The sequence below is a fragment of the Dyadobacter luticola genome (assembly GCF_005860805.1).
Taxonomy (GTDB): Bacteria; Bacteroidota; Bacteroidia; order Cytophagales; family Spirosomataceae; genus Dyadobacter; species Dyadobacter luticola.
The window spans coordinates 50,453-74,127 of the sequence record NZ_VCEJ01000002.1 but is presented as its reverse complement, the minus strand read 5'-3'; the positions used below and the strand labels follow the sequence as shown (position 1 = coordinate 74,127).

Annotated in this window: 18 protein-coding genes; 7 read left to right on the top strand and 11 right to left on the bottom strand. The window is 47.0% G+C overall.

Annotated features, from left to right (window positions below; genetic code table 11):
- Positions 1–37 precede the first annotated feature (37 nt).
- Positions 38–2,137: an outer membrane protein assembly factor BamB family protein gene (locus FEN17_RS00310; RefSeq protein ID WP_138363333.1), complete on the top strand. Its 2,100-nt coding sequence runs from the start codon at positions 38–40 to the stop codon at positions 2,135–2,137.
- Between the two features lie 60 nt (positions 2,138–2,197).
- On the opposite strand, the gene FEN17_RS00305 is transcribed toward FEN17_RS00310, so the two are convergent.
- The 3 genes from FEN17_RS00305 to FEN17_RS00295 all read right to left on the bottom strand — a co-directional run bounded on the left by FEN17_RS00305 (position 2,198) and on the right by FEN17_RS00295 (position 6,737).
- Positions 2,198–3,733 (bottom strand): hypothetical protein, encoded by a 1,536-nt coding sequence (locus FEN17_RS00305; RefSeq protein ID WP_138363332.1) that lies wholly within the window; start codon positions 3,731–3,733, stop codon positions 2,198–2,200.
- 22 nt (positions 3,734–3,755) lie between these two features.
- Positions 3,756–4,781, bottom strand: a complete 1,026-nt coding sequence (locus FEN17_RS00300; RefSeq protein WP_138363331.1) for a T9SS type A sorting domain-containing protein — start codon at positions 4,779–4,781, stop codon at positions 3,756–3,758.
- 81 nt (positions 4,782–4,862) lie between these two features.
- The gene (locus tag FEN17_RS00295) at positions 4,863–6,737 is read right to left on the bottom strand and encodes a hypothetical protein (protein WP_138363330.1); all 1,875 of its coding nucleotides are present in this window, start codon (positions 6,735–6,737) and stop codon (positions 4,863–4,865) included.
- 458 nt (positions 6,738–7,195) lie between these two features.
- Here FEN17_RS00295 and FEN17_RS00290 point away from each other — a divergent pair, with 458 nt between their 5' ends.
- From FEN17_RS00290 to FEN17_RS00270, 5 genes are all read left to right on the top strand, one after another.
- Positions 7,196–7,954 carry a hypothetical protein gene (locus FEN17_RS00290; protein ID WP_138363329.1) on the top strand — a complete coding sequence of 253 codons (759 nt, stop codon included), beginning with the start codon at positions 7,196–7,198 and terminating at the stop codon, positions 7,952–7,954.
- 47 nt (positions 7,955–8,001) lie between these two features.
- Entirely contained in the window at positions 8,002–9,192 is a 1,191-nt protein-coding gene (nhaA, locus tag FEN17_RS00285; RefSeq protein ID WP_138363328.1) for a Na+/H+ antiporter NhaA, read from the top strand.
- Between the two features lie 178 nt (positions 9,193–9,370).
- A complete protein-coding gene (locus tag FEN17_RS00280; protein WP_138363327.1) occupies positions 9,371–10,120 on the top strand; it encodes an SDR family NAD(P)-dependent oxidoreductase in 750 nt (249 codons plus the stop codon).
- Positions 10,121–10,200: 80 nt separating this feature from the next.
- The gene (locus FEN17_RS00275; protein ID WP_138363326.1) at positions 10,201–10,782 is read left to right on the top strand and encodes a TetR/AcrR family transcriptional regulator; all 582 of its coding nucleotides are present in this window, start codon (positions 10,201–10,203) and stop codon (positions 10,780–10,782) included.
- A gap of 56 nt (positions 10,783–10,838) precedes the next feature.
- Positions 10,839–11,978, top strand: coding sequence for an acyltransferase family protein (locus FEN17_RS00270; RefSeq protein ID WP_138363325.1), 1,140 nt, complete (start codon positions 10,839–10,841; stop codon positions 11,976–11,978).
- 27 nt (positions 11,979–12,005) lie between these two features.
- On the opposite strand, the gene FEN17_RS00265 is transcribed toward FEN17_RS00270, so the two are convergent.
- The 3 genes from FEN17_RS00265 to FEN17_RS00255 all read right to left on the bottom strand — a co-directional run bounded on the left by FEN17_RS00265 (position 12,006) and on the right by FEN17_RS00255 (position 15,846).
- Positions 12,006–13,790, bottom strand: a complete 1,785-nt coding sequence (locus tag FEN17_RS00265; RefSeq protein ID WP_171037793.1) for an alpha-L-arabinofuranosidase family protein — start codon at positions 13,788–13,790, stop codon at positions 12,006–12,008.
- A complete protein-coding gene (locus tag FEN17_RS00260) occupies positions 13,747–13,944 on the bottom strand; it encodes a hypothetical protein (RefSeq protein WP_138363323.1) in 198 nt (65 codons plus the stop codon). The genes FEN17_RS00265 and FEN17_RS00260 overlap by 44 nt, the downstream gene beginning before the upstream one ends.
- Positions 13,945–14,235: 291 nt before the next feature.
- Positions 14,236–15,846, bottom strand: a complete 1,611-nt coding sequence (locus FEN17_RS00255; RefSeq protein WP_138363322.1) for a glycoside hydrolase family 127 protein — start codon at positions 15,844–15,846, stop codon at positions 14,236–14,238.
- 92 nt (positions 15,847–15,938) lie between these two features.
- On the opposite strand from FEN17_RS00255, the gene FEN17_RS00250 reads away from it, so the two are divergent.
- Entirely contained in the window at positions 15,939–16,916 is a 978-nt protein-coding gene (locus tag FEN17_RS00250) for a GntR family transcriptional regulator (RefSeq protein WP_138363321.1), read from the top strand.
- Here FEN17_RS00250 and FEN17_RS00245 read toward each other — a convergent pair.
- The 5 genes from FEN17_RS00245 to FEN17_RS00225 all read right to left on the bottom strand — a co-directional run bounded on the left by FEN17_RS00245 (position 16,908) and on the right by FEN17_RS00225 (position 23,587).
- Positions 16,908–18,224 carry a voltage-gated chloride channel family protein gene (locus tag FEN17_RS00245; RefSeq protein ID WP_138363320.1) on the bottom strand — a complete coding sequence of 439 codons (1,317 nt, stop codon included), beginning with the start codon at positions 18,222–18,224 and terminating at the stop codon, positions 16,908–16,910. The genes FEN17_RS00250 and FEN17_RS00245 overlap by 9 nt on opposite strands.
- A gap of 39 nt (positions 18,225–18,263) precedes the next feature.
- Entirely contained in the window at positions 18,264–19,097 is an 834-nt protein-coding gene (locus FEN17_RS00240) for an HAEPLYID family protein (RefSeq protein WP_138363319.1), read from the bottom strand.
- Positions 19,098–19,166: 69 nt separating this feature from the next.
- On the bottom strand, positions 19,167–20,447 hold the full coding sequence (locus tag FEN17_RS00235; RefSeq protein WP_138363318.1) for a sensor histidine kinase: 1,281 nt from the start codon (positions 20,445–20,447) through the stop codon (positions 19,167–19,169).
- Complete coding sequence (locus FEN17_RS00230) at positions 20,444–21,121, bottom strand: response regulator transcription factor (protein WP_138363317.1); 678 nt, start codon at positions 21,119–21,121, stop codon at positions 20,444–20,446. Before FEN17_RS00230 ends, FEN17_RS00235 begins: the two co-directional genes overlap by 4 nt.
- Positions 21,122–21,181: 60 nt before the next feature.
- A complete protein-coding gene (locus tag FEN17_RS00225) occupies positions 21,182–23,587 on the bottom strand; it encodes an outer membrane beta-barrel family protein (RefSeq protein WP_138363316.1) in 2,406 nt (801 codons plus the stop codon).
- Positions 23,588–23,675 lie beyond the last annotated feature (88 nt).

Below are 23,675 nucleotides of genomic sequence, written 5' to 3'. Positions count from 1 at the left end.
TTTGGGAATAAACGCCTGACGTCTATTCTTCCGGAGTATGAAATACCTGACCATCACCACATTCCTGCTCTTTTTATTTGCCGGATTGGCTTCTGTTCCGCCCGTGCCCGATACCAATTGGGCCGAATACAACGGTGACGGAGCCAGAAGCCACTTTTCCCCGCTGTCGCAAATTACGCCTGATAATGTGGGGCAGCTGAAAGTTGCCTGGACGTACGCTTCCGGCGGTGCGGATACCGTCCGCAACCGTACTCAAATGCAGTGTAACCCAGTTATTATCGACGGCATTTTATATGGTGTTTCGGCTGGCACACAAGCTTTTGCACTGGATGCAGCAACTGGTAAGGAAATCTGGAAAACAGCCTTGACAGATAATGGCGGCACAACCAGCCGCGGGGTAACTTACTGGGCCGACGGAGAAGATAAACGAATTTTTTTCGGGGCTGGAAAATGGCTTTATGCGCTGGATGCCACTACCGGAAAAACGATCTCAACTTTTGGAGAAAATGGCGGGATCGATCTTAAAATTGGCATTGAGCGGCCGGGGGCTGATAATTATGTGCAGGCCAACACGCCAAATGTGACTTATAAAAACCGGATCATTGTCGGCGTCAGGGTTTCGGAAAGTGAAACTGCTTTGCTGGGAGATATCAGGTGTTATGATGTAAAAACGGGAAAGAGAAAATGGACTTTTCACACCATTCCGGAACCTGGCGAGCCGGGCTATGAAAGTTGGTCGCCTGCGAACCCGCGACAGCGGCTGGGCGGCGCAAATGCCTGGGCAGGTATGTCCATAGACCGTGCGCGGGGCATTGTTTACGTCCCGACCGGCTCCGCGGCTTACGATTTTTATGGTGGAAACCGGAAAGGTAACAACTTGTATGCCAACTGTTTGCTTGCATTGAATGCGAATAATGGTAAGCTGCTTTGGCATTTTCAATTTGTGCACCACGATATCTGGGACCGCGACCCACCTTCCCCACCCAATCTGCTGACGATCACACAGAATGGAAAGCGCATTGATGTTGTAGCCCAAACCACGAAGCAAGGACACATTTTTGTCTTTGACCGCGTCACAGGAAAACCAATCTTTCCGATTGAAGAGAAACGTTTCCCTGTAAACGCTGTGGAGGGCGAGCAGGTGAGCATTACGCAGCCAATCCCGCTTAAACCGGCACCTTTTACCCGGCAAACATTTACGGTGGATGACATTAATTCGTGGGCTTCAAATAAGGATTCAATCAAAATTTTGCTCCAAAAAGCCCGTACCGGCAGTCCTTATACGCCACTCACATCCACGATGACACTTTTCTTTCCCGGAACGGACGGAGGTGCCCAGTGGGGTGGCTCGGCGGTGGACCAGGAAGGTGTTATTTACGTTCCGGCCAAGCAGAATCCGGTGTTTTCATCACTGATTCTACGTGAGCAGCCGACGGATAGCAAATTCGTCACGGGCGCGCAGCTTTACAGCCAAAATTGCGCCGCCTGCCACGGTCAGGACCGCCGCGGCAACCACGACGGATCATACCCTTCTTTACTGAGCATTGAAAAGCGGCTCTCCGAACCCGCCATCCAGCAAGTTCTCGCCAAAGGCCGCGGCATGATGCCTTCCTTCTCGCACTTGCCCGAAAAAGAAACGAAAGCCATCATCGACTTCCTGATAAGCAAAGGAGAAACGTCACAAACAATCGCCAGCACCCAAAAATCAACTGAAATCCCTTACCAGCACACCGGATACAACCGTTGGTACGACAGCAAAGGCTATCCGGTAAGCACACCGCCCTGGGGCACCATCACCGCCATCGACCTCAACACCGGCGAACACAAATGGCAGGTTCCGCTGGGAGAATACAAAGAATTAACAGCCAAAGGCATCCCACCAACCGGCACCGACAATTACGGAGGACCCTTAGTTACAGGCAGCGGCCTCCTTTTCATAGCCGCCAGCAAAGACGAACAATTCCGCGCAATAGACAAACGCACCGGCGCAACCCTCTGGAAAACCCAACTCCCCGCCGCCGGCTTCGCTTCGCCGAGCACTTATGCGGTGGGCGGGAAGCAGTATGTGGTAATAGCTTGTGGTGGTGGGAAGTTGGGGGGAAAATCGGGGGATTTATATGTGGCGTTTGCTTTATAAAGTAAAGGGAGAAATTTCATTTCTCCCTTACCCCACACTAACAGCATTAGATAAACTGTGCTAGTTTGTCGCCACGTTAGTAATAGATTGGTTATTGGTTGCATTTGTTTCGCCGCCAGAGCCGCTTACAATTGTAGTTGTGATATTCTGGACCAGTCCTTTCGCCTGCCCTGCTTTTCGTTTCAGGGAAAATCCCACTGTTGATTTGCCAGAACCAGCAATCCCGGAAGACAAGACAGCAGTTACGAAATTAGCATTCTCTGAAAATGTCCATTTACTATTTTCGTTCAGAGTTTCACCAAACACATTAGATGTGCCACTTGTGGTAGGGTATAAAATATCGAACGCTTTTAATTTCGACAAACGGAAAGTGATATTTCCAATTGTTGAAGCCCCTCCAACTTCATAAATATTGACGACAAAATCGCGCTCTACATTTTCATTAAAACCAAGATTGTCGATATCAATAGTAGGCGTCAAGTCAGCACAAGACGGGTCTAGACTGACCGTGACCTTTGCAATGGAATTGTCCGTGTTATAGCAATTATTTACACTATAATAGTAAAATGCATAATAATCACCTGGCCCCGCCTTGGTCGGATCTGAAACAAGGTTACCAGAATGGCTTGAATTATCAAACCACCTAACGACTGCTCCATTTGGAGGGGCGCTTGTTAATACCGAATTCAAATCGCCGCTTTTGGAGATACAGGAAACGAATAGTGTCGTAGCATTAACCTCCACCAGCTTGGGTGAAACTACAACCTTCGCATTTGAGCTTGAAGTATTATAGCACTCCATAATAGCATCGTAATAAAATGCATAATAGGTGCCTGCCGCAGCCGCGTTAGGTAGGCCATAAGGAGATCCGGTGTGCTCCGCATTAGTAAACCAGACCAAGCTAGCACCACTGGGTGTTTGGCTGGTAACCAGACTATTCAGATTAACGAAAGTATTCAGGCACTTAGAAGTCAGGGAATTTGCGCTGAGTTTAACCTGTTCCGTTCCTGAGTAGCAAGACCTGAGTGCATTAAAACCAATGTCGAAGTTTACATAACCGCCGCTTCCACCATCAGCAGCAACGGTTAATCTTGCTGTGGGAGACGTGGCTTTAAACACCAGAATGTTTTCAATCCACTTATCAGTATTTACATTTGGTGTAAATTCAGTTTTCTGGTAGGCGTCCCCTCCGTTACTGACTAGTACAGCACCTCGAATTGCATAATTCGTGGTTGCCGTTTTAGTAGTCATGACGTTGTATCGCAAATAATAAGTGACTCCGGGCGTGAGACCTGTCATAGTTGTATGGCAGGTCTCATTTACAATCGGCGAATGGTATACACTTAGAAAGTTATTTAAACCGGAAGGGATTGGTCCCTGAGGTGCGGGTGTCCATGGTTCAAAAGGGTCGCCTCCCCAATGAATCATATCCGAAATACCAGGATCAAAGTTAGAAGTGTTGGGCCTTACCCAACCTTGTGGAAGACAATATTTGCAAGTATTTGCACCGTCGGTAGGTTTAATACTTTGCGCTTTAACAGTGCAGGAACTTATAATGATACAGATGATAATAATTGTTTTCAGAATCGCTTTCATAACATGGCTTACTTATTGGTATTTAGTGTGTTATAATAATCTTATGACTTTTTGAATCTCCGTTCTTATAGTTAAGACTTACTATATAAGTCCCTGCCGGAAGGTTCTTTGTATTGACCGTTTTTTCTGGAATCTCAGGAGATTTATAAACCGCAACGCCACTTGAATTTAAAATCGCAACTGTCTTTATCTCATTCCAATCGGAGTTTTCGATGACAAAATAATCCGAGACGGGATTGGGATAAATTTTCCCTTCAGACGACTTGAAAAATACATGACGGATTGAGCTATACGTATTGCTACCATCCTGGTCGATCATGTGCAATCGATAAAAGTTTTCACCGCTAAAGGGGTGTTCATCTACGGCTGAATAATCGTGTTTCTCCTTGCTTTCTCCAAGAGCTTGGACGCTTTGGAATGTCTGCCAATCCTTTCCATTACGGCTTCTCTGCACGTCAAAATGATCGCTGTTTACCTCATCCGACGTTACCCATTGCAGCTGCGCCGTTTTGCCTTCAGCTTTTGCTTCAAAACTGGCAAGCGTTACCGGAAGATTAACCTCGACAGGAGTTGTGGCCGTACTATTATCGTTTGCTGGATTATTACCAGTAGTTTGCGGACCAACAAAGCCAAGGGAAGCAGTTATAGGTCCTGTGCCAACCGCGTTACCTTGGAACTTAATATGGAAAGAAATACACTGTGCATTAGGGAGTGGAACTTGGTAAAGAACTCGAACGGAATGATCTCCCTCAATATTAGTCATTTTTTGCAATTGGAAATTCGTAAGTGGAGAACCGTCGGCGTTTGTTACATCCAACAGCGTCAAATTATCAGGAAAGCTAATCAGTGGTCGTAACTTATTTGCCGGTGCCGCAATGTCAGACGGATCTTCATTACACAACGTCACCTCTAACTCCCCCGTTGTGTAATTTAAAATTGAAGCTTGCAAAGGAGTGACATTTAAACTTACATCTTGAGAAAAGGAATTGTAAGAAGCAGCCGAAGCGCAAAAAGTCAAAAGTGAAAGTAAAAGTTTTTTCGTTTTCATTTTAATAAAGTTGTTTAGTTGGAATTAGCTATCTGACCTTATTCCAAGCTGAGGAATAAAGCCAGATAGCCCTGAAAGAAATTAATTTGTCGATACACTACGTATTGCCTGGTTGTTACCTGAATTGGTTTCCCCGCCAGAATTACTGACAATTGTTGAAGTGATATTTTGGGTTACTCCTTTGGGTTGTCCTGCCTTTCGCTTGATGTTAAACCCAATCACCGCGGCGCCATTGGCTGAAATAGGTAATGACGAAGTAGCAGTAATGAATCCTGCATTTTCAGTAAACGTCCAATTACTATTGTCGTTTTTCTGACCGCCATCGACATCAGATGTGCCGCTCACCGTGGGATAAGAGATTGTGTATGATCCCGATTTCGTAATCCTAAATGAAACTGCACCTGAACTTGGCGCCCCATTTATCTCGTATATGTTGACGGTGAAATCGCGGGCAGCCCCTTCATTAAAATTAAGATTGTCAATTTCAATTGTCGGGCTAAGGTCGGGGCACGTTTCTCTTGTTACTGTTATTTTTGCGGCTGAATTGTCCGAGTCATATGTTCCGGTTACGCCGTAATAATAAAAGGTGTAAAATTCACCTGGTTGCTGAACATTTGTTGGAGTTGAAATTGGTTCTCCTGAATGGGTTGAATTGTCAAACCACCGCAGTTCCGCACCACTTGGTATCAGACCAGAAAACAAAAGTGGCAAGTTAACCGTACCTCCCTGGCATGGCAATGAAGCGTTGTCACTTTTTACACCTGGATGACAGATATCGTTATTAATACCTACCGAAACCTTCGCTGTCGAAGTTGTTACGTTTTTACAATTCGCAGCTTGATCATAAATAAAAGCGTAGTAATCGCCTGACTTCGCTATGTGTGCAGGGTCAGTAACCCATGGATCCTGTGGCTGAGGATTTGGCTTTACATACCAAACAATGAAGGTACCAGCTGGGGCACTACCTACCAAAGCGTCATTTAGATTGACAGTGCTTGACGGACAAATGTTTTTTAAAGAAGCCTTTACGCTGACTTGTGATGTTCCCGCTTTACAAGATTGACACGCATTTATTGATACAACTACCTTTGCTTTTGAATCACTTGTATTATAGCAGTCATTATTAAGATCATGAAAAAAGGCATAATATGTGCCTGGGCCAACCGCAGAAGGGTTATTAACAATCTGATTCAGACTATGAGCTGGGTCTTTAAACCACACCAGAACGTTGTTACCAGATGGGGGATACCAACCGGTAAAAGCATTATTTAAATTTGCAGTAGCCGATGGACAAGTATTAGTTAATGTTGAATTGACCTGAACTTGTGCAGTTCCAGCATCGCAAGGATCCATTGTCAACCATGCACCAGCTATATCGACATTTATGAATCCACCTGAGTACGTTTTCGTACCGTTGACAATAAGCAATGTTTGACTGCTTGCAATAGCGGTAAATTTAAGATTTCCTAAAATCCACTGGTTTGTATTGACACCTTCTGTAAATGTATGAGTATTAACTACGTTGTTTGTACTAACTGCTGCTTTTGTGGCAAATCCTGTTGGATCACCGTATGCATCGTCTATATCTGCTTTGGAGGACATTACATAATATTTTAATGTATAACTCCTGCCAACTATTAATCCAGTCATTTGACTGCTCAACGAATTCTCAACACTTCCAGAGGCATAAAGTGACAAGAAATGCTTACCTCCGTCGGAACCTATTGGATTTGATGGAGGCGAAGGCACGACACCAGTGGGAAGCCAAGCATATTCTCCTCCCCCTTTAAATGCATTAGATATCCAATAGTTACCGGATCCAATCCATCCTATCTGTGAACATCCTGTGTAACAGTCATAAGCGCCCGCACCAGTGGCAGGCACGGTTTGCGCTCTCAGCACTGATGCTATGCTCATAAGCATCAGGACCATAATTAATAAAAACTTTTTCATCATGAATAAGTGTGATTAAATAAGAAACTTTCATAGTAATGGAGGGAATTTCCTGAATTAATGAATAGGTTCTACCAGCCCGCGGCCCGTCCCTTTGCTGTTCGTCTTTTCATAAGCTTGCCTGTTTAGAAGGTGATAAATTATACAACAAGCCAAAAGTAACCTGAGCAAAACAGTTCATCGTAAAAGAGCGAACTAACGGCACATATCATTTATCCATCGGAACACAGCGTGTTCAAAATGAAATAATTACAGGAGGAATCGTCGAAATATTTATAGATACCTAATTTTTAAAAATGGTAGAAGTGGTAGAGAAGCAAGGCCTCAAAAGAATACTAACTTTAATATATATACGTCACAAAAAGCGGTGTTCGTTTGTTACTGAAATCAACTTAACCAACATTTCCGCAACCGCCTTTGACGAACATTCAGTAGCTTCGCTCAACCTTAAATTCTGAATAATGAAATATCTGGCTGGCGGGACGCTCTTTTTGCTGGTTTGCTCCCTGATAAACTTTTCGGCCCTAGCGCAGGGCAGCCGTAACTACATTTCAGTATCCTCGGGTTACAGTTTACCCGTCGGGAAGTTTGCCAAAGCCAAGCCTGATGATCCGCTTTCTGGTCTGGCAGGCTCGGGGTTTTATGTCCAAGGCAATTATGACCGCCGCGTTACCAGCCGGTTTGGCTTTCGCATTTCCGGTGATTTGAATAAAAATAAAACCAATTCCGGACCGATCGTCGACAAAGCCAACACCTATACCGTGGGCACCGGGAAAACGTACACCTGGAACAGCAATGTCTCGAAATGGAACCTGGGCGCGCTGCTGCTCGGCCCGGCTGTTTACCTGGATTATGGAAAACTGACCATCGAGGGCCACATTCAGGGTGGTATTGTCACGGCGAAAACGCCTTCGGTGAGGCTGGTCGGCAATGTGCTTAGTGCCGACGGACAGATCGACCCGGCCAGTAAACAGATTATCATTACGATGGATCAGAAAACGGTCACGCCTTTTGGATTTGCAGGTGGCATAAGTTTGAGGTACCCTATTTATAAGATGCTGTTTGTCAATGTAAATGCGGATATGATCGGTGCACGGGCGCAAGTCAAAAATCTGGCGATCCATGCCAATGTGGCCGGGCTGGAACTCACTGAGCAGCTTACCGACAAACGTTTTATAGGCGTAGTTAACCTGGGTGCAGGGCTTGGGATTGCATTTTAGTCTCTTCCAAAGGTCTTTTCACAGCCATTTTTGACTAGTTTTACCTTATGGCGAAACTCTTCAACATCAAACCTTTTAAGGAATTTTTACGCTCGGAATCACTCGGAAGTATCTTTTTGATGAGCTGTGTGGTCATCTCACTCATTATTGCCAACACTTCGGCCGCGCCCGGTTTTGAACATTTGCTGCAATCGGAACTTGGCTTCGAAACTGGTGCCGTCCACCTGCGCTACCCGCTTTTGTCGTGGATCAATGATGGATTAATGGCCATCTTTTTTCTGCTTGTCGGACTGGAAATCAAGCGTGAACTGGTGGAGGGTGAGCTTTCGTCTTTCAAAAAAGCTTCTCTGCCGATTGTCGCGGCACTGGGCGGTGTGCTGGCTCCGGCGCTCATTTATTTTACATTAAATAAAGGTACCCCTACCGCAGGCGGCTGGGGCATACCCATGGCGACGGACATTGCATTTGCCATCGCCGTGATTTCGCTGCTGGGTAAGAAAGTCCCTTCCTCGCTCAAAATCTTTCTGTCGGCACTGGCTATCGTGGACGACCTGATGGCCATTCTTGTCATCGCGATCTTCTATTCTTCCGATTTACATTACGCATTTCTTGGGTATGCACTGGGGATTTTTGTTTTTCTTTTAATTCTTAACAAATTGAAAGTTAAGGCATTGGCTGCCTATCTGATTCCCGGCGCGCTGATGTGGTACTTCATCCACCATTCCGGCGTGCATGCGACGATCGCTGGCGTGCTTACCGCTTTTGCGCTTCCTACCACGCCAGATGCAGTCGAGTCGCCACTCGAAAAACTGGAACATATCCTCGTGAATCCCGTCAATTTTGCGATCATGCCGCTTTTTGCGCTGGTCAATACCAACATTACTTTTGAAACGGAAATGCTCGGCGGACTGACCACGACGCTCGGTCTGGGAATTATCCTTGGACTGGCACTTGGGAAACCAATCGGTATCTTTCTTTTTTCCTGGTTGGCAGTGAAATCCGGCGTGGCAAAAATGCCCAAATCAGCTAGCTGGCAGCATTTAATCGGTGTCGGCATGCTCGGCGGCATCGGTTTTACCATGTCGGTCTTCATCGCCCTCTTATCCTTTCCCGGCGAGCAGCTCATCCTCTCCGAAGCCAAATTCGCCATCCTTACCGGCTCGGTCCTATCCGGAGTCTGCGGCTATTTGTTTTTATCGGCTGTTTCAAAGCGGCGGAAGAATGTAGCAGGGAGGTGAGATCGTAGGCTGGTAACGGTTCTCGCTACATTATTATCTTTAAAAAAGTACACATTTACCTTAAAACCAACCTGTTTAAAACGCTGGAAAAAATTCTTCCCAATTCTGGAACGATTGTTCCGGAATGTTGATTCTATACCGGAACGATCATTCCGAAATTTAATCAAAAAAAGACAAAATGGAAAAGTTAACAAATAAGGTTGCAGTTATTACAGGTGCTTCTAAAGGAATTGGAGCTGGTATTGCTAAAAGTCTGGCGGCAGAAGGCGCTGCGGTGGTTGTGAACTACGCTTCGGCCAAGGAAGGTGCGGAAAAAGTGGTTGCAGAAATCGTAAAAGAAGGTGGTAAAGCCATCGCGATTCAAGGTGATGTCTCGAAACAAGCGGACGTAGACAGCATTTTCAGCCAAACCGAAGAAGCTTTCGGCAGCGTGGATATCCTGGTGAACAATGCGGGCATTTACCAGTTTGGCAATATTGAAGATGTTACTACTGAGGAATTTAACCGACAATTTAATACCAACGTGCTGGGCTTGCTGCTCGTTACAAAAGGTGCGGTAAAAAGCTTTGGCGAAAAAGGCGGCAGCATCATCAACATTGGCTCGACCGTATCCAGGATCACCCCTCCGGGAAGCTCCATTTACACGGCTACCAAAGGTGCCGTCGATTCTATTACACAGGTTCTTTCCAAAGAACTTGGCCCGAAAAAGATTCGCGTGAATGCGATCAATCCGGGTATGGTAGAAACCGAAGGCGCGCACGCTGCGGGAATGATCGGTAGTGAATTTCATGCAAATGCGGAAAAATCTGCTCCGCTGGGCCGCATTGGACAACCCAATGACATTGCGCCGATTGCTGTTTTCCTGGCATCCGACGATTCCCGCTGGCTGACCGGCGAAACCATTATCGCCAGCGGCGGTATCAGGTAATCGTTACCCGGTAATCATTACCCGATAAATATTATTTAAAATTGAATAGCTTTGCCCTGAACGGGTAAAGCTTTTCTGCGATGGCAAGAACGAAAGATTTTGATGAGGCGGAGGTGTTGAACAAAGCGGTATGTCTCTTTTGGCATAAGGGCTATAATGGTACGTCCATGCAGGAACTGGTCGACCATCTAGGTATCAGCCGGTCGAGCCTCTATGATACTTATGCCGACAAACATACGCTGTATATCAAGGCATTGGAATTTTATCAGAATACATCCGGCGCGCGCATTTTTGAAATTGTGAACAACAATTTGCCTGCCAGGGAAAAGATCAAAAAACTACTTGAATTCGTCTCCGCCGAGCTGCTCAATGACGATCAGCACAAAGGTTGCTTCATGGTCAACGCGGAAGTGGAAGTGGCGCCGCACGATACCGAAGTCCGCGACATTGTGTGCCGGAATGAAATCCAACTTGAAGAAGCTTTTTACGCCGTCATCGACCAGGGTCAGAAAAATGGTGAGATCCCCAACAACCAGGACGCCAGGGCGCTTACACGTTTTATTATCAACACGGTGAAAGGTATCCGCGTGTCTGCCAAATCTTCTGTTGACAATGCGTTTTTCGGCGACATTATCCGCATTACCCTCTCTGTGCTGGACTAAAATCAGTTCAATATTTTATCGGCAAAATCATTCTCGCTCAAAGCAACAAATTCGAAATGTCCGACGCCCTGAAAATCGAACCAAAACCGAAGATCGTTTACATTGATCACCTGCGGGTTGCACTGACGGCGCTTGTGGTCCTGCATCACGCCGCGGTCACTTACGGCGCGCCGGGCGGCTGGTATTATTCCGAAAAAACGGAAACTCTCGGTGCGATTATGCCCATGACGCTGCTCGTTTCGGTCGATCAGGCGTTTTTTATGGGCTTTTTCTTTTTGTTGTCAGCCTTATTTATTCCTGTTTCGCTCGACAAAAAAGGGCCTGGCAAATTCATGTCCGACCGGCTTGTGCGGCTGGGCATTCCGCTCATGTTTTATTCGTTCGTGTTTTCGCCCTTCGTGATCTACATCGTTTATTACTGGCCAAAAGGTCACCACATTTCGTACGGACAATTTCTCAGCGGCTTCGATGAGTGGATCAATTTCGGTGTGATGTGGTTTGTGGCAGCGTTGCTGATTTTCAGCTTCTTATATGTACTATTCCGAATAATTTCTGGCTCAGATAAGCTGGTCATGGACATTCCGACAACCGGTCAGATCCTGATTTTCGCGACGGCAATCGGTATCATCAGTTTTTTTGTCCGAATTGTTTTTCCTGTCGGCCGTACGCTCGACCCACTTGGCTTTCAGCTCGGTCATTTTCCGCAATACATTGCCATGTTTATTTTCGGGATCATCGCTTCCAGGAACAACTGGCTCGGTCAGTCTGATTATAAAATGGGCAAACAAATGCGGCTGATCGCGATTTTGCTGGTTGTCATCGGTTTTCCGCTGTTTTTTATTGCAAGAAAAATCTTTGACTTCCCGATCGCTTATTTCAGCTCAGGCATGCATTGGCCGCAACTTTGGTACGCGGTATGGGAGCAGGTGCTCGGTTTCAGCATTGCGACGGCCCTGCTTTGCATTGGAAGGGCAAAATGGGACGTCCCCTCGCCGCTCCTAGCCCGTCTCGCCCGCTGTGCTTTCGCAGCCTACATTTTTCACCCGATCGGACTGGTTATACTTTCTTCTTTATTAAAAGACTGGGCGGTCGATCCAGGCATTAAATTCCTGGTTGTAGGTCCGCTGGGTGTGGTTGGAGCGTTTGCGCTGGCCGATTTACTGGTAAAAATTCCAGGAGTAAACAGGATACTCTGATCAAAGGCTGCACTGATAGTTCAAATACTATCTCTTCAATTTTAGAATGGTATAAGAATGCGGAGGGAAATCATAACCCGGCGCATTTCCCGCCAATGTTCCCTTTGATTCAATCGTCCGGTATGCTTCCGGTTTTTGGGGAGAGTTCTCGGCTGTCAGTTCGCCGGAAAGCGTAAATATCTGAACATTACTTCTATTACCGTCAAATCCGGTGATGCTAATTTCCGCCTGCCGCGCTTCCACTCCGGTGTTGACCACATGCAGCGCCAGCGTTTTTCCATCCTCGCTTCTGGTCGCCGTCACATCCAGCCCACCTTCGGACGCACTGTGGACACGCAGTGGCAAATGGTTTTCCGACTGCATTTTTTGTGAATAAAAAGGCGGCATGCCCCAAACTTGCGTGGGTGTAAAAAAGATCTGCCCCTGGTTCCAATCATTGTCATTTTGCAGATAAGGCTCCAAAGCGTTGGCCGGGCTGGAAGTTAGTACATATTCATTATGTCTTCGGATTGCATTCAGATTTGTCGCGTGGCCGAGTGCGCGTTGCATTCCATGTTTGCTACCATTTTCCTCAAATACAGCAATTTGCATTTTCGTAGCCGGGTCCCATTTCCGGAACATACCGATCATTTCAGTCAATTTTTTATCGGTTTCCAAACCTTCATTTGGATTATCCCCGCCTACGTGCAGGTCCCAGTAATCCGCCTTTCCATTTAATTCTTTGAAAACATATTCCATATTCGGAGAAGCCGGTCGCCACCAGGCAGAATGTATCAATATCAGCGCGTTATCCTTCTGCTTCATCGCCTGATGCAGCAATTTAAACCGCGTCACGTATTCCTCGTACCCTTCTTTGCTGTCGCCATTAAAAAGCACTTCTTCATTCCCTATTTCAATGTATTTCACACCATAGGCTTTCGGATGACCATTTTTCGCGCGGATTGCGCCCCATTTTGTTGAAGCATCACCATTGAAATATTCGACCATATCCGCCATATCTTCCGGCGTTTCGTAAATGTTGATAGCGAAACAAGGCGTAATGTTGGCCGCTTCGCAGTATTGCAAAAATTCCTCTATGCCAAAACCATTGGTACTGTAATGGTTCCAATGCCCCCGGTAAAGCGGGCGTTTATCCGGATCGCCAATCATTTTCTTAAACCTGTATTCCGGCGAATTCACCATCGTACCGGCATACCGAAGGAATGTTAACCCCTGCGCTACCAGCGCATTACCAATGTCTGCACGAATCGGCAACCCGGCAAACTGGTCTTTCCCGGTACCCATCAGCACCACCTGATCAACCCATAACTTTCCTTTCGAAGACAATGTGATCGTCAGTTTTGCCTTGCTATCCGCCTCGCTCGCGGTGAATTCGAAAGGAAACTTCTGCCAGTCCGCGCCAATATTGGTCAGCGTTTTTGAAGCGTACGTTTTACTTCCATCCGCACTTTGCAGCGCCACCGTAACCGGTCCGGAAAGTTGCGTCTCTTTCAGATACAATCGTCCTTGAAACTTCTGCCCTTTCCGCACCGCGATACCCCAGCGGTTTAGCCCGCGGTTGGCAACTCCCACCTTCCCGCTGCCGCTTTCGAATGTGATCACCTGGGCATTTTTTCCATTATAACCGGCAGTACTATCAATCGCAAACGATGCCTTCACACCCGCCGGACGCAACATATCCCAGTTGTAGCTCACCTGCTCGGAAGGTTCAGTAAAAACCCTGGGGGACATCATTTTGCCATTTTTCTCAAAACGAATATTCCGAAATTCAATTCCGGCTTTCCAGGTACGAAGTCCGATTAAACCCGCCATATATTTCATGGTTTACATCTTCGATATTAGAGCCGTAAATCAGCTTGGAAAGTTTGTTTTCGACTTTGTCGGCATTGACGGTGATTTTGGCCTTTTGGGCGTTTGCGAAGAGAGAAAATAGGGAGAATATGAGGGTTAGTTTAAGTGGGTTCATGAGAGGTTTATGAGATTAGGAATTTGCGTAACAAAATTTAAAAAAACGCTTTTTTTTATTGTCATGCTGAGCGGAGTCGAAGCACGCTTCTGGCTTGGCACAACGCTTTTTACACTGTGCTCACCGGCAAAGTGCTTCGACTCCGCTCAGCATGACAGGCTTAAACTCCGCTCAGCATGACAGGTACGAAGCAAGCTACTGGCTAGGCACAACGTCTTTTGCACTGTGCTCACCGGCAAAGTGCTTCGACCGCCCGGCGGCCCGGTCCGCTCAGCATGACGATGGTATTGATCATTTCTTGGTACTTTTTAGCCAAACCCGATACCCCTCCCCTTCCCGATTCCCGGAAGCAAAATAGGGTACTGCCAAAAATTGCACTTTCTTCCCACCTCTTTCCGTCCCATTCCCCGTCAGCACATTAACGCCATTCAACAAATTCTTCCGGAAATCTAGCTTCAAGGCCGAACTACCAATTTCCAGCGAGTCCAGCGATGCATTATCCACGGCTTCCAGGCAATAAATCAGCGGCCCGGAGGCGAGGGCTACCTGGTTTTTTAAATCTTTTACCTGCGCATTGGCGGTGATCATTCTTGGCTCCACAGGCAAGTCCAGCGTGATCTGATCCGCCTTTTTCCATTTTCTTTTAATCACCGCATAGCCATTTTCAATGTTCGCTTTCACCGGTTTGCCATTCACGCGGATTGTGTAATGCCCGGCGAGATTGGAATGGTAAAGATCATACGGATTTTCCTTGCCGCGTGCCCAGCCAGGAACGCGGACGAGGACGCTGAAATCGCTTTTCTTATGCGGGTTAACGCTGAGCGCAATGCTGCCTTTCCAGGGATACTCCGTTTTTTGAGTAATATTAACTTGATTATTATCAGCCAATTGAATCGACGCATTACTGCCGATAAACAGATTTACATAAATCCTGTCAGCCGCCGAAGAATAAATAAAATCAGGCAGCGACGATACCATCTTCAGGAACATTGGCGGGCAGCACGGGCATGAGTGCCACTCCCAGCGCGCATGTTTGTGCGCATTTAAAGGATTTTGGTAGGTATACTGTCGGCCCGAAAGCGACACGCCGGTGAGCACATTGTTATAAAGTACCCGCTCAAATTCGTCCATATACTTGCCATTCCCGGTCAGTTCGTTCATGCGCTGACTGAAAAATCCGGCACCTACTGCCGCGCAGGTTTCCAGATAAGCATTGGTCGGCAGGAAATAATCGGCGCCAAACTTTTCGTCATCGTGGATTGCGCCAACACCGCCTGTAACGAACATGCGCCTGCCCACCATGTTATCCCACAGACGGTCAGCAGTTTGCATGTATTCCGGCTTGTGATTTTCCAGTGCCGCAGCGGTGATGCCGGTCGCGAGCAATGTTGCCCGAACCGCGTGGCCTTCAATGGTTTTTTGTTCAAAAACAGAAATGGAATCCTGCGCATAGTCGCCCCAGGTAGGCCGCGCCTTGGCAGCAGAAAAGCCCTCCTTGTACTTTTGCTCCCTGATCCACGCCTCCGATTTATCATTTCCCCAGCTCAGCCACAGCGGATAACCCGAGTTCCGGCCGCGATTCTCGATCCAGAATCCGTCAAACCAGGGTAAACCGGCGTGTCCACCTTGCCCCTTTTTACCAGCCGCCACCTTATCAAAGTTTTCCAAAACATTGTTCAGATCTTTTTCCTCGGCGGTTTTCAAATGTTTTCCTTCAAACTTATCCAGTACATCGGTAGCCGTCGTATTGGCCCAGAGTTCCATTTTCGGATTCCAGAAAGGATCATTGATCACCGCCCGGTTTACCCGATGCAGTTGCGTGACCTGCGCCTGTGACGAGCCCGAAAAATAACTAAGTTGCAGCAAAATGAGCGCGACCAGAAAAATCGATTTCTTTTTCATATCCAGTTTTGAATGTCCAAATTTATATAAATGTTTAACACTGGTACGAACTGGTACGACTTATTTTTTATTTTTGTTCAAATGAAAATGTAGTGATAGAAAATAAATCCAAATACAAGCTGATTGTCAGTCACGTAACCGATCGCATTCAGTCGGAGGAATATGGAAATGGTGACCGGATTCCCTCGATCAACGAATTCAGGAGTTTATATAACTTGTCGAGAGATACTGTTTTTGCTGGCTTGAAAGAGCTGATTTCCAGGGGAATAATTGCCTCCAATCACGGTGTCGGCTATTTTGTGACGAGTACAAAGGTGAAAGCAGGTCACAACATTTTCCTGCTTTTTAATGAATACAATGGTTTCAAGGAGGTGCTATTCAAATCCTTTGTAGAGTCTGTGGGCAATGCTGCTACGGTGGACCTGTTTTTTCATAACTACAACCGAAAGGTTTTTGAAACGCTGGTGCGCGACGCCAATAATAAGTATACCGACTACATTTTAATGTCCGGGAAATTCCAGGAAATCGACGACTTGCTCGAATCGCTTTCCGGCCGCGTTTTCCTGCTAGACCATTTTATGCCGGAGCTGAAAGGCAGGTATTCTTCTGTTTCCCAGGATTTTGAGAAAAATACTTATGACGCCCTGGTTTCTGGATTAGACCTACTGCGTAAATATAAACGCATTTATATGGTTCAAAAAGAGGAAAAAGAGCCGGATGAAAGATACGATGGCCTGAAAGCCTTTTGTGACAAATACGGCTTCGAGCACAACTACATTTCTGAAACCGCAGGCCGGCAAATTGAGAAAGGGGATATTTTTATTGTAGTAAAAGACGAAGATCTGGCCGATCTGATCAAACAAGCTGCCGTGCAGCAAGTCAGGCCCGGTGAGGATTTCGGTATTATTTCCTACAATGATACGCCGCTGAAAGAAGTCCTGGCCGGCGGGATCACGACGCTTTCGACGGATTTCCGGCTCATGGGCAAAACCATGGCAAGGCTGATCGATACCAAAGCGATCCTCACAATAGAAAATCCCTGGCAACTAAACATCCGCAGCTCACTTTGATTTGTTGATATCTGCTTTTAAAACCGACAAAATCCGACCCACCTGGCGACTGTAAACCAAATGTTTAGGCTCACCGATCAGCTGAGAACCGTAAATGCCGCGGTGCCCGGAAAACAGGTAGGATATCATGCAGGCGATCGCCACGTAAACACCGCAGGGCGCTCCGAACAATTCGATCGCCATTAAAATACAGGCTAGCGGCGTATTGGCAGCACCGGCAAAAACCGCCACAAAACCCATCCCCGCCAGCAAGCCGACCGGGAGCGGAATGAGGTAAGAAAGTGCATTACCCAATGTGGCACCAATAAAAAACAAGGGTGTCACCTCGCCTCCTTTAAAAGCCGCACCTAATGTGACAGCGGTAAAAATAATTTTGAGTAAAAAATCATAAGGCGGCAGCGGTCCCTTGAAAGATTCCAAAATCACCGGGATACCCAACCCGATGTACCGCGTACTGCCCATCGCAAAAACAGCCGACGCCACAAGCGCACCACCGACCACCGGGCGCAGGGGAGGAAATGCAATGTATTTTTTGAAAAAATGGCCGATGGCGTGGGTCAGGCTACTAAAAAATATGGCACAAACCCCGAAAGCAATACCAGCCAAAACCGCGTAAAAAACAAAGAGCGCCGACAATTCGGGCACAACCGGAATGTGGTAATGTGTATGTCCAACCTGCCAGGCGCGGGTGGTCAGATCGGCGAAAATGGACGCGGCGAATGCGGGAACAAGTGCGTCATAGCGTATCCGGCCGATTAAAAATACTTCCAAACCAAAAATTCCCCCAGCCATCGGCGTCCCAAAAACAGAGCCAAAACCAGCTGCGATCCCGGCGATGAGGATCAATCTTCGATCACGCGGCCTGAATTTTAAGAATCCCGTAAACTGGTCGGCAATCGACCCGCCGATTTGTAAAGCTGTCCCTTCCCTGCCTGCCGAACCGCCAAACAAATGTGTGGCAATCGTGCCAATCAGCACAAACGGTGCCATTTTCAGTGAAATGATCCCGGAAGGTTTATTGATATTTTCGAGCAAAAGATTGTTTCCCGCCTCCACTTCCTTGCCAAAATAATGGTACATACAGCCAATCAGGAAACCCGCCACGGGCAGCAGGGCAATGATCCAGCGATTTGCTTCCCGGAACTGCGTCGCCCAGTCCAGCGATACCAGGAAAAAGGCCGAAGCCGAACCGACTAGGATGCCTACCAAGCCGGAGAGGATCAGCCATTTAACCGTAAAAAAGAGAATAGGATGCTTCCAGAAAAGGGAGACTAATTTTCGGTGGAGGCGGATGCGGGATCGGGGCATTTGTAAATATAAACCAGCGAACAAAAACCTCCATCATTTTCACGGCTCGAAAATCACCCTGACCATGAAACTCATCCCGTTTTCGTGGAAATTGGTAGGGATACCGGTCAGCAGGCCGAGCGCCAGTCGCGGGGTGAGGATCAATTTGACCTGCGGCCGTAAAACCGTCTGCCGGCTCACCGCCGATCGCTCATCATTCACCTCAATTCCAACAAAATTGCCCGACGGAAGCACATAATGCATGCTGGCATTGGTCTGATAAAACAGCTCAGACTTGTTTTCACCAGCCGTAACTTCCCACTCCGGCCCGGTATAAAGCATGGTATTGATGCGGCTCCCCCACTTTTTGGCCACAATAAAAAACGGGCTGACCGAATGTCCTTTCAGCATCCCACGGCCGTGATCAATCGAGTAAAAAGAATGTGCGCGGAATTCGTGCATATACCCCGCCGCCATCGACATTTGATGTTTCTTGGAAACTAGAAAAGTGTACTGTGAGGCCAGTTTCAGGCCTTCTATGCGGTTTCGGGGTATCTCCACATGTTCATTTGAGGCAGCCGACCGGTAGAATGCAAAAGGAACTTCCACTTCCAGCCCCAGTCGGTTGACGGGCGAAAATTCGTATTCCACAAAAGAGTGATTGATCGTGTAATCCTTGTGGCCCTCAATCCCATAGCCCACATTCCATTCCTTTTCGCCTTTGCGCGCACCCAGGTCGCGGATGAGGTCCATATATAAAGGTTCGGCGTGACGGATTTTCAGCGGCTTCGGTTTTTCGGCCGGAAAAATGCTGACCGAATCACTACTGGTTTGCGCGATGGCTAACTGGCTGATTATCGCGAAGATGAAGGTATAAATGCTGTTCGTTTTCATGCTCTTAACATTTGTTTATGCAATGTTAAAAGTGAAAACCGGAAGGAATTGGGAATAAACCCGATGAGCTCAGCTTTTTGGCAAAACCTGGAAATGAATACGGATGTTGTGTTTTCCTGTAAACCCGTAGGAAATCGAAAAGCTGTACAAATCGATGATCGCTTTGACGATGGCCAGCCCCAGACCGGTGTTGTTATGATCGCCGGAATCTTTGTGAAACCGCTTGAAAATCTTGTCCGGATCCAATGCAATTGCTGATCCTGAATTAGAAATCAGCAGATAATCCTCGCCAATTTCCATTTCAACCGCACCATTTGTATGGTTATGCACGATCGCATTTTTCAGCAGATTGGAAATCAGGATTGTCACCAAATCTTTCTGCATAACCACATACAGATCAGCCTTTTCCTTCACCGAAATCGTGACATTTTTAAACTCTGCAAAATCAGCAAATTCTTCTTTCAAAGCATTTACTACCTGATTTACAGAAACTTCCTCCACATCCTCAAACTGCCGGTTTTCGATCTTCGACAACAATAGAAGCGACTTGTTCAGGCGCGTCAGGCGTTCCAATGTTTGTATCACCTGCCCCACCGTTTCCAGCGTAGATTCGTTCAGCTCGTTCTTCTCCGCCAGTAATTCGAGCCGGTTAATGCTGATCGCAATCGGCGTTTGCAGCTCGTGAGAGGCGTTTTCGATGAATTGTTTCTGATTATTGTAAGTTTCCAAAGTGTGCCGCACCAGCGCGCCCACGGTATCATTCAGCACATTAAACTCCTTCACGCTTGTTTCAACTGACTGAATGTTCTGGTTTTTCCCAAGCCGGAAATTTTTGAGCTGATCCACTAGTCCGTAAAACGGTTGCCAAACTTTTTTCAGCAGGAAATTATTGACAATCAGGATACTTGCAAGCAGAAAAATGTACAGCCAGATGAGTGAATAAAACAGGTCTTCGATCAAATCATCCTCTTCCACCATCGACGAAATGACTTTGAGCTCGTAATGCTTTTTGTCCATTTTAAAGGTCGTCGTCAGCATTCGCACGGGTTCGAGGTCCTTTTCATTGGCCATATACATCAGAGTATCCTGGTACACCTCCTTCGTCCGTTTTGCCTGATCTTTCGAAATTTCCCGGATCTCGTAATTCCCCTCCGCAAATTCATTGCGCGTCAGCGTACCCGGATCTTCGTGCGCTTTCTCAATGATCAGCAGCTTGTAATTATCCAGGCCGTCGTCCAGGCTGTCGTACACTTCATCGAGCATATTCACATAAAAAATCACCGCCCAGACGCTGATGATCCCGAACAATGCGATAGCAAGATATTTGAGCGTGTAATTAAGCAGGTTCATAACCTAACGAGTTTATAACCAATACCATACACCGCCTGTATCTCCACGTCCGCCTGCCTTTCTTTGAGTTTTTTCCTAAGATTTTTTATTTGAGAATAAATAAATTCGTAGTCGTCGGCCTGGTCCATGTGATCGCCCCACACGTGCTCGGCCAGCGAAGTTTTGTTCACCAGCCGGTTTTTGTTCACGAGCATATAAGTGAGAATGTCGAATTCCTTGCGGTTCAGCGGCAGCGGCTCGTCGCCGATCGTCAATGTTCGTTCCTCTGGGTCGAGTTTGAGGTTTCCGATCACGACCAGGTTTTTGCCCTGAAAGGATTTCCGGCGCAGCACGGACTTGACACGCGCGGTAAGTTCGGCTATATGAAACGGTTTGGTGAGATAATCGTCGGCGCCAAGATTAAGCCCGGCTAGCTTATCATCCAGCGAATCTTTGGCAGAAATAATGATCACATTATCAGACTTATCCAGGTTTTTCAGCTCCCGCAAAAGATCCAGGCCGCTGCCGCCCGGGAGCATGATATCCAGCAAGATACAGTCATAATCAAAGTCCACAATCTTATCCAGCGCAGCAAGGTAAGTCCCCGCCGACTCGACCAAAAAATGCTCCATTTCCAGCGACTGCCGTATCACATCCAGCAAATCCGGCTCATCCTCAATGATCAGTATCTTCATAGCGCACAAAGTTGCGTCGCAAAACTGAAAAGATTCTGGAAGATTCCCTGCTATGGCAGGCTAAATGTTCCCCTCACCTGCTTTTTTATCGTCATTCGAAATCCGTTTTTTCTGGCGCGGCGACCCGTTCATTTTCCCAAATTCATATTTCAGGTTGATGCGCCAGCCTCGGCGGTACATCGATACATGCTGGACCTGCACAAAATTCGGCCCGACAAAATCATTTCGCCAGCTGACCGTGCGGTTAAACGGATTGTCGTAACCGACGCCGATCGTACCTTTTTTCTTCAACACTTCCTTCTGAAACACAATGTTATAAAACCCAAAACCGCCGTACCTGCCCTGAATGTTGACGCGCGGCGAATTGTAAAATCCGAAAAATTGCGCCTTGTAACCTTTCCCCAGATCGACCGTCGAATTGAGGTTCAGGCGATACATCCAGTCCGCATTCCGCGTTTTCAGCTCGACACTTTCGAGCACATTGTAAAACAGGTTGAGCGAACCGTTGACCGTCCACTGCTTCACGATTTTCGTATTTGCGCTCAGGTTCACGCCATAAGCCACATTTTCAGCAACATTCTGAAAAATCTGCTTCAAAACACCCGCGCTATCCACCGAGCTGATGTTCTCTATCGCGTTTTTTGTTTTTCGCAAAAAGAAAGAAGCATTGATGCTCGTCTGGCCAATCGAAATGCTATAATTCGCTTCTGCCGAGTGGGTTAGCTCAGGCCTTAGGTACGGATTTCCGCCGTATTGGTTTTTAGAATCCGACTGATTTACATACGGATTGAGGTAATAAAATTGCGGACGCTGGATACGCTGGGAATAACTGATGCGGATTTGCTGGTTCTTCGGCAATGTGCGGGAGAGGCTCACGCTGGGAATAAAATTGCCGTAGTTATTTGAAAACGGACGGGTACCATTCAAGAAATTGGCATTGATAAATGTATGCTCATACCGCGCGCCGAGATTGATACCCCAGCGCTTTTTAGGAGTGCGACTGTAAACCACATACGCCGCCGCGACCTGCTGGTTGTAATCAAAAACATTCGCCTGCTCGGGCACATCCTGGAAATTTGTCGATCCATCGGGCGCGCTGGCGAGACGGTAATCGCTCAGGATTTGCCGGAAAATGGATTTTGCGCCCATTTCAAGGGTACTGATACTATCGATCGGGTTGGTAAAATCGAGCTGAAAAGTGGCTTCCTTATTGTTGCTAATATTGTAGCTTTTTTCGCGATAAAATATCTGTGCTTCCCTGTTTTGCACATTCGCCCAATAATCGCTGTCTTCGCCCTCGAAGGAATACATACTCAGGAAATTCAGTTCTCTTTTTGGTTTTTTAAAAAGGCGGGTATAATCCAGATTAATTGTCGCACCCGACCAGTCGTAAGTCCGGCTCATATAGCGACGAAAATATTCACTGAGCATTCCATTTCGGGTTTCTTCAAAATCAATGTCAAAACCGTTGGTATTCTTACCATTATAATAATTGATGCCCGCGCCGATGCGGTTCAGCGAATCAACGTCCCAGTCGGCATTAAACGAGCCCCAGAAATTCTTCCCGCTGCCTTTGATCCACTGCTCCTGGTTTTGCAGGCTCAGCGTGTCCCCATTTGTGGACGAGCGCACCTGGTCCATCAGTCGCTTATTGCGCCAGTTGCTGAAACCCGCGTTGCCGGTGAGGCTGATACCTTTATTCCGGTGGTTAATTGTTGCATTCGGCCAGTTATTCCACTGCCCGAAATTGGGACTTACAGATCCGTTCGTGCCTTTTAGCGTATTCTTTTTCGTGATAATATTAATGATCCCCGCAGTGCCTTCCGCATCGTATTTTGCAGAGGGCGAAGTAATTACTTCCACTTGTTTTATAATGTCGGCCGGAATTTGTTTCAATGCATCCGAAATGCTGCGCGCCACGACGCTGGAAGGTTTGTTGTTGATCAAAACCTTAATGTTACCACTGCCCCGCAGTTGCACATTGCCTTCAATATCAACTGCTATGGAAGGTATTTTTTTCAAAACGTCCGTCGCATCGCCGCCGCGGATACTAATATCTTTTTCAGCATTATAAACCATCCGGTCCGAGCGCTCTTCAAACAATGCCTTCTGCTCGGATACGGTCACCTCCTTCAAATTTTGGACAGAGGCTGCAATGTTAATGCTGCCCAAATCAACATCCTTTGATTTTACCGTAAAACTTTCACTGTTTTTGGTAGTATATCCAATCAGCGAAGCCTGGACAGCATAATGTCCGGGCGAAACTTTGCCGAATTCAAATACACCCTTGGCATCGGTCGTGGTTCCTTCCACTATTTTCCCGCCCTGCATCAGCGCGACGGTAGCAAATTCCGCCGGCTTAGCAGTCGCCGAATCGGCAAGTATACCTGAAACTTTGAATGTTTGGGCCAGCGTCAGGCCGAAGGAAGTCGCCACCGCGACAAGGGTGAGTAGTAATCGTTTCATATCATGGCTAAATGTTCGTTCGGCAGCAAAATGCTCCCATAACGCAAAGACGACCGACCCCTGATAATGTTGCAAACTTGGCAACGTG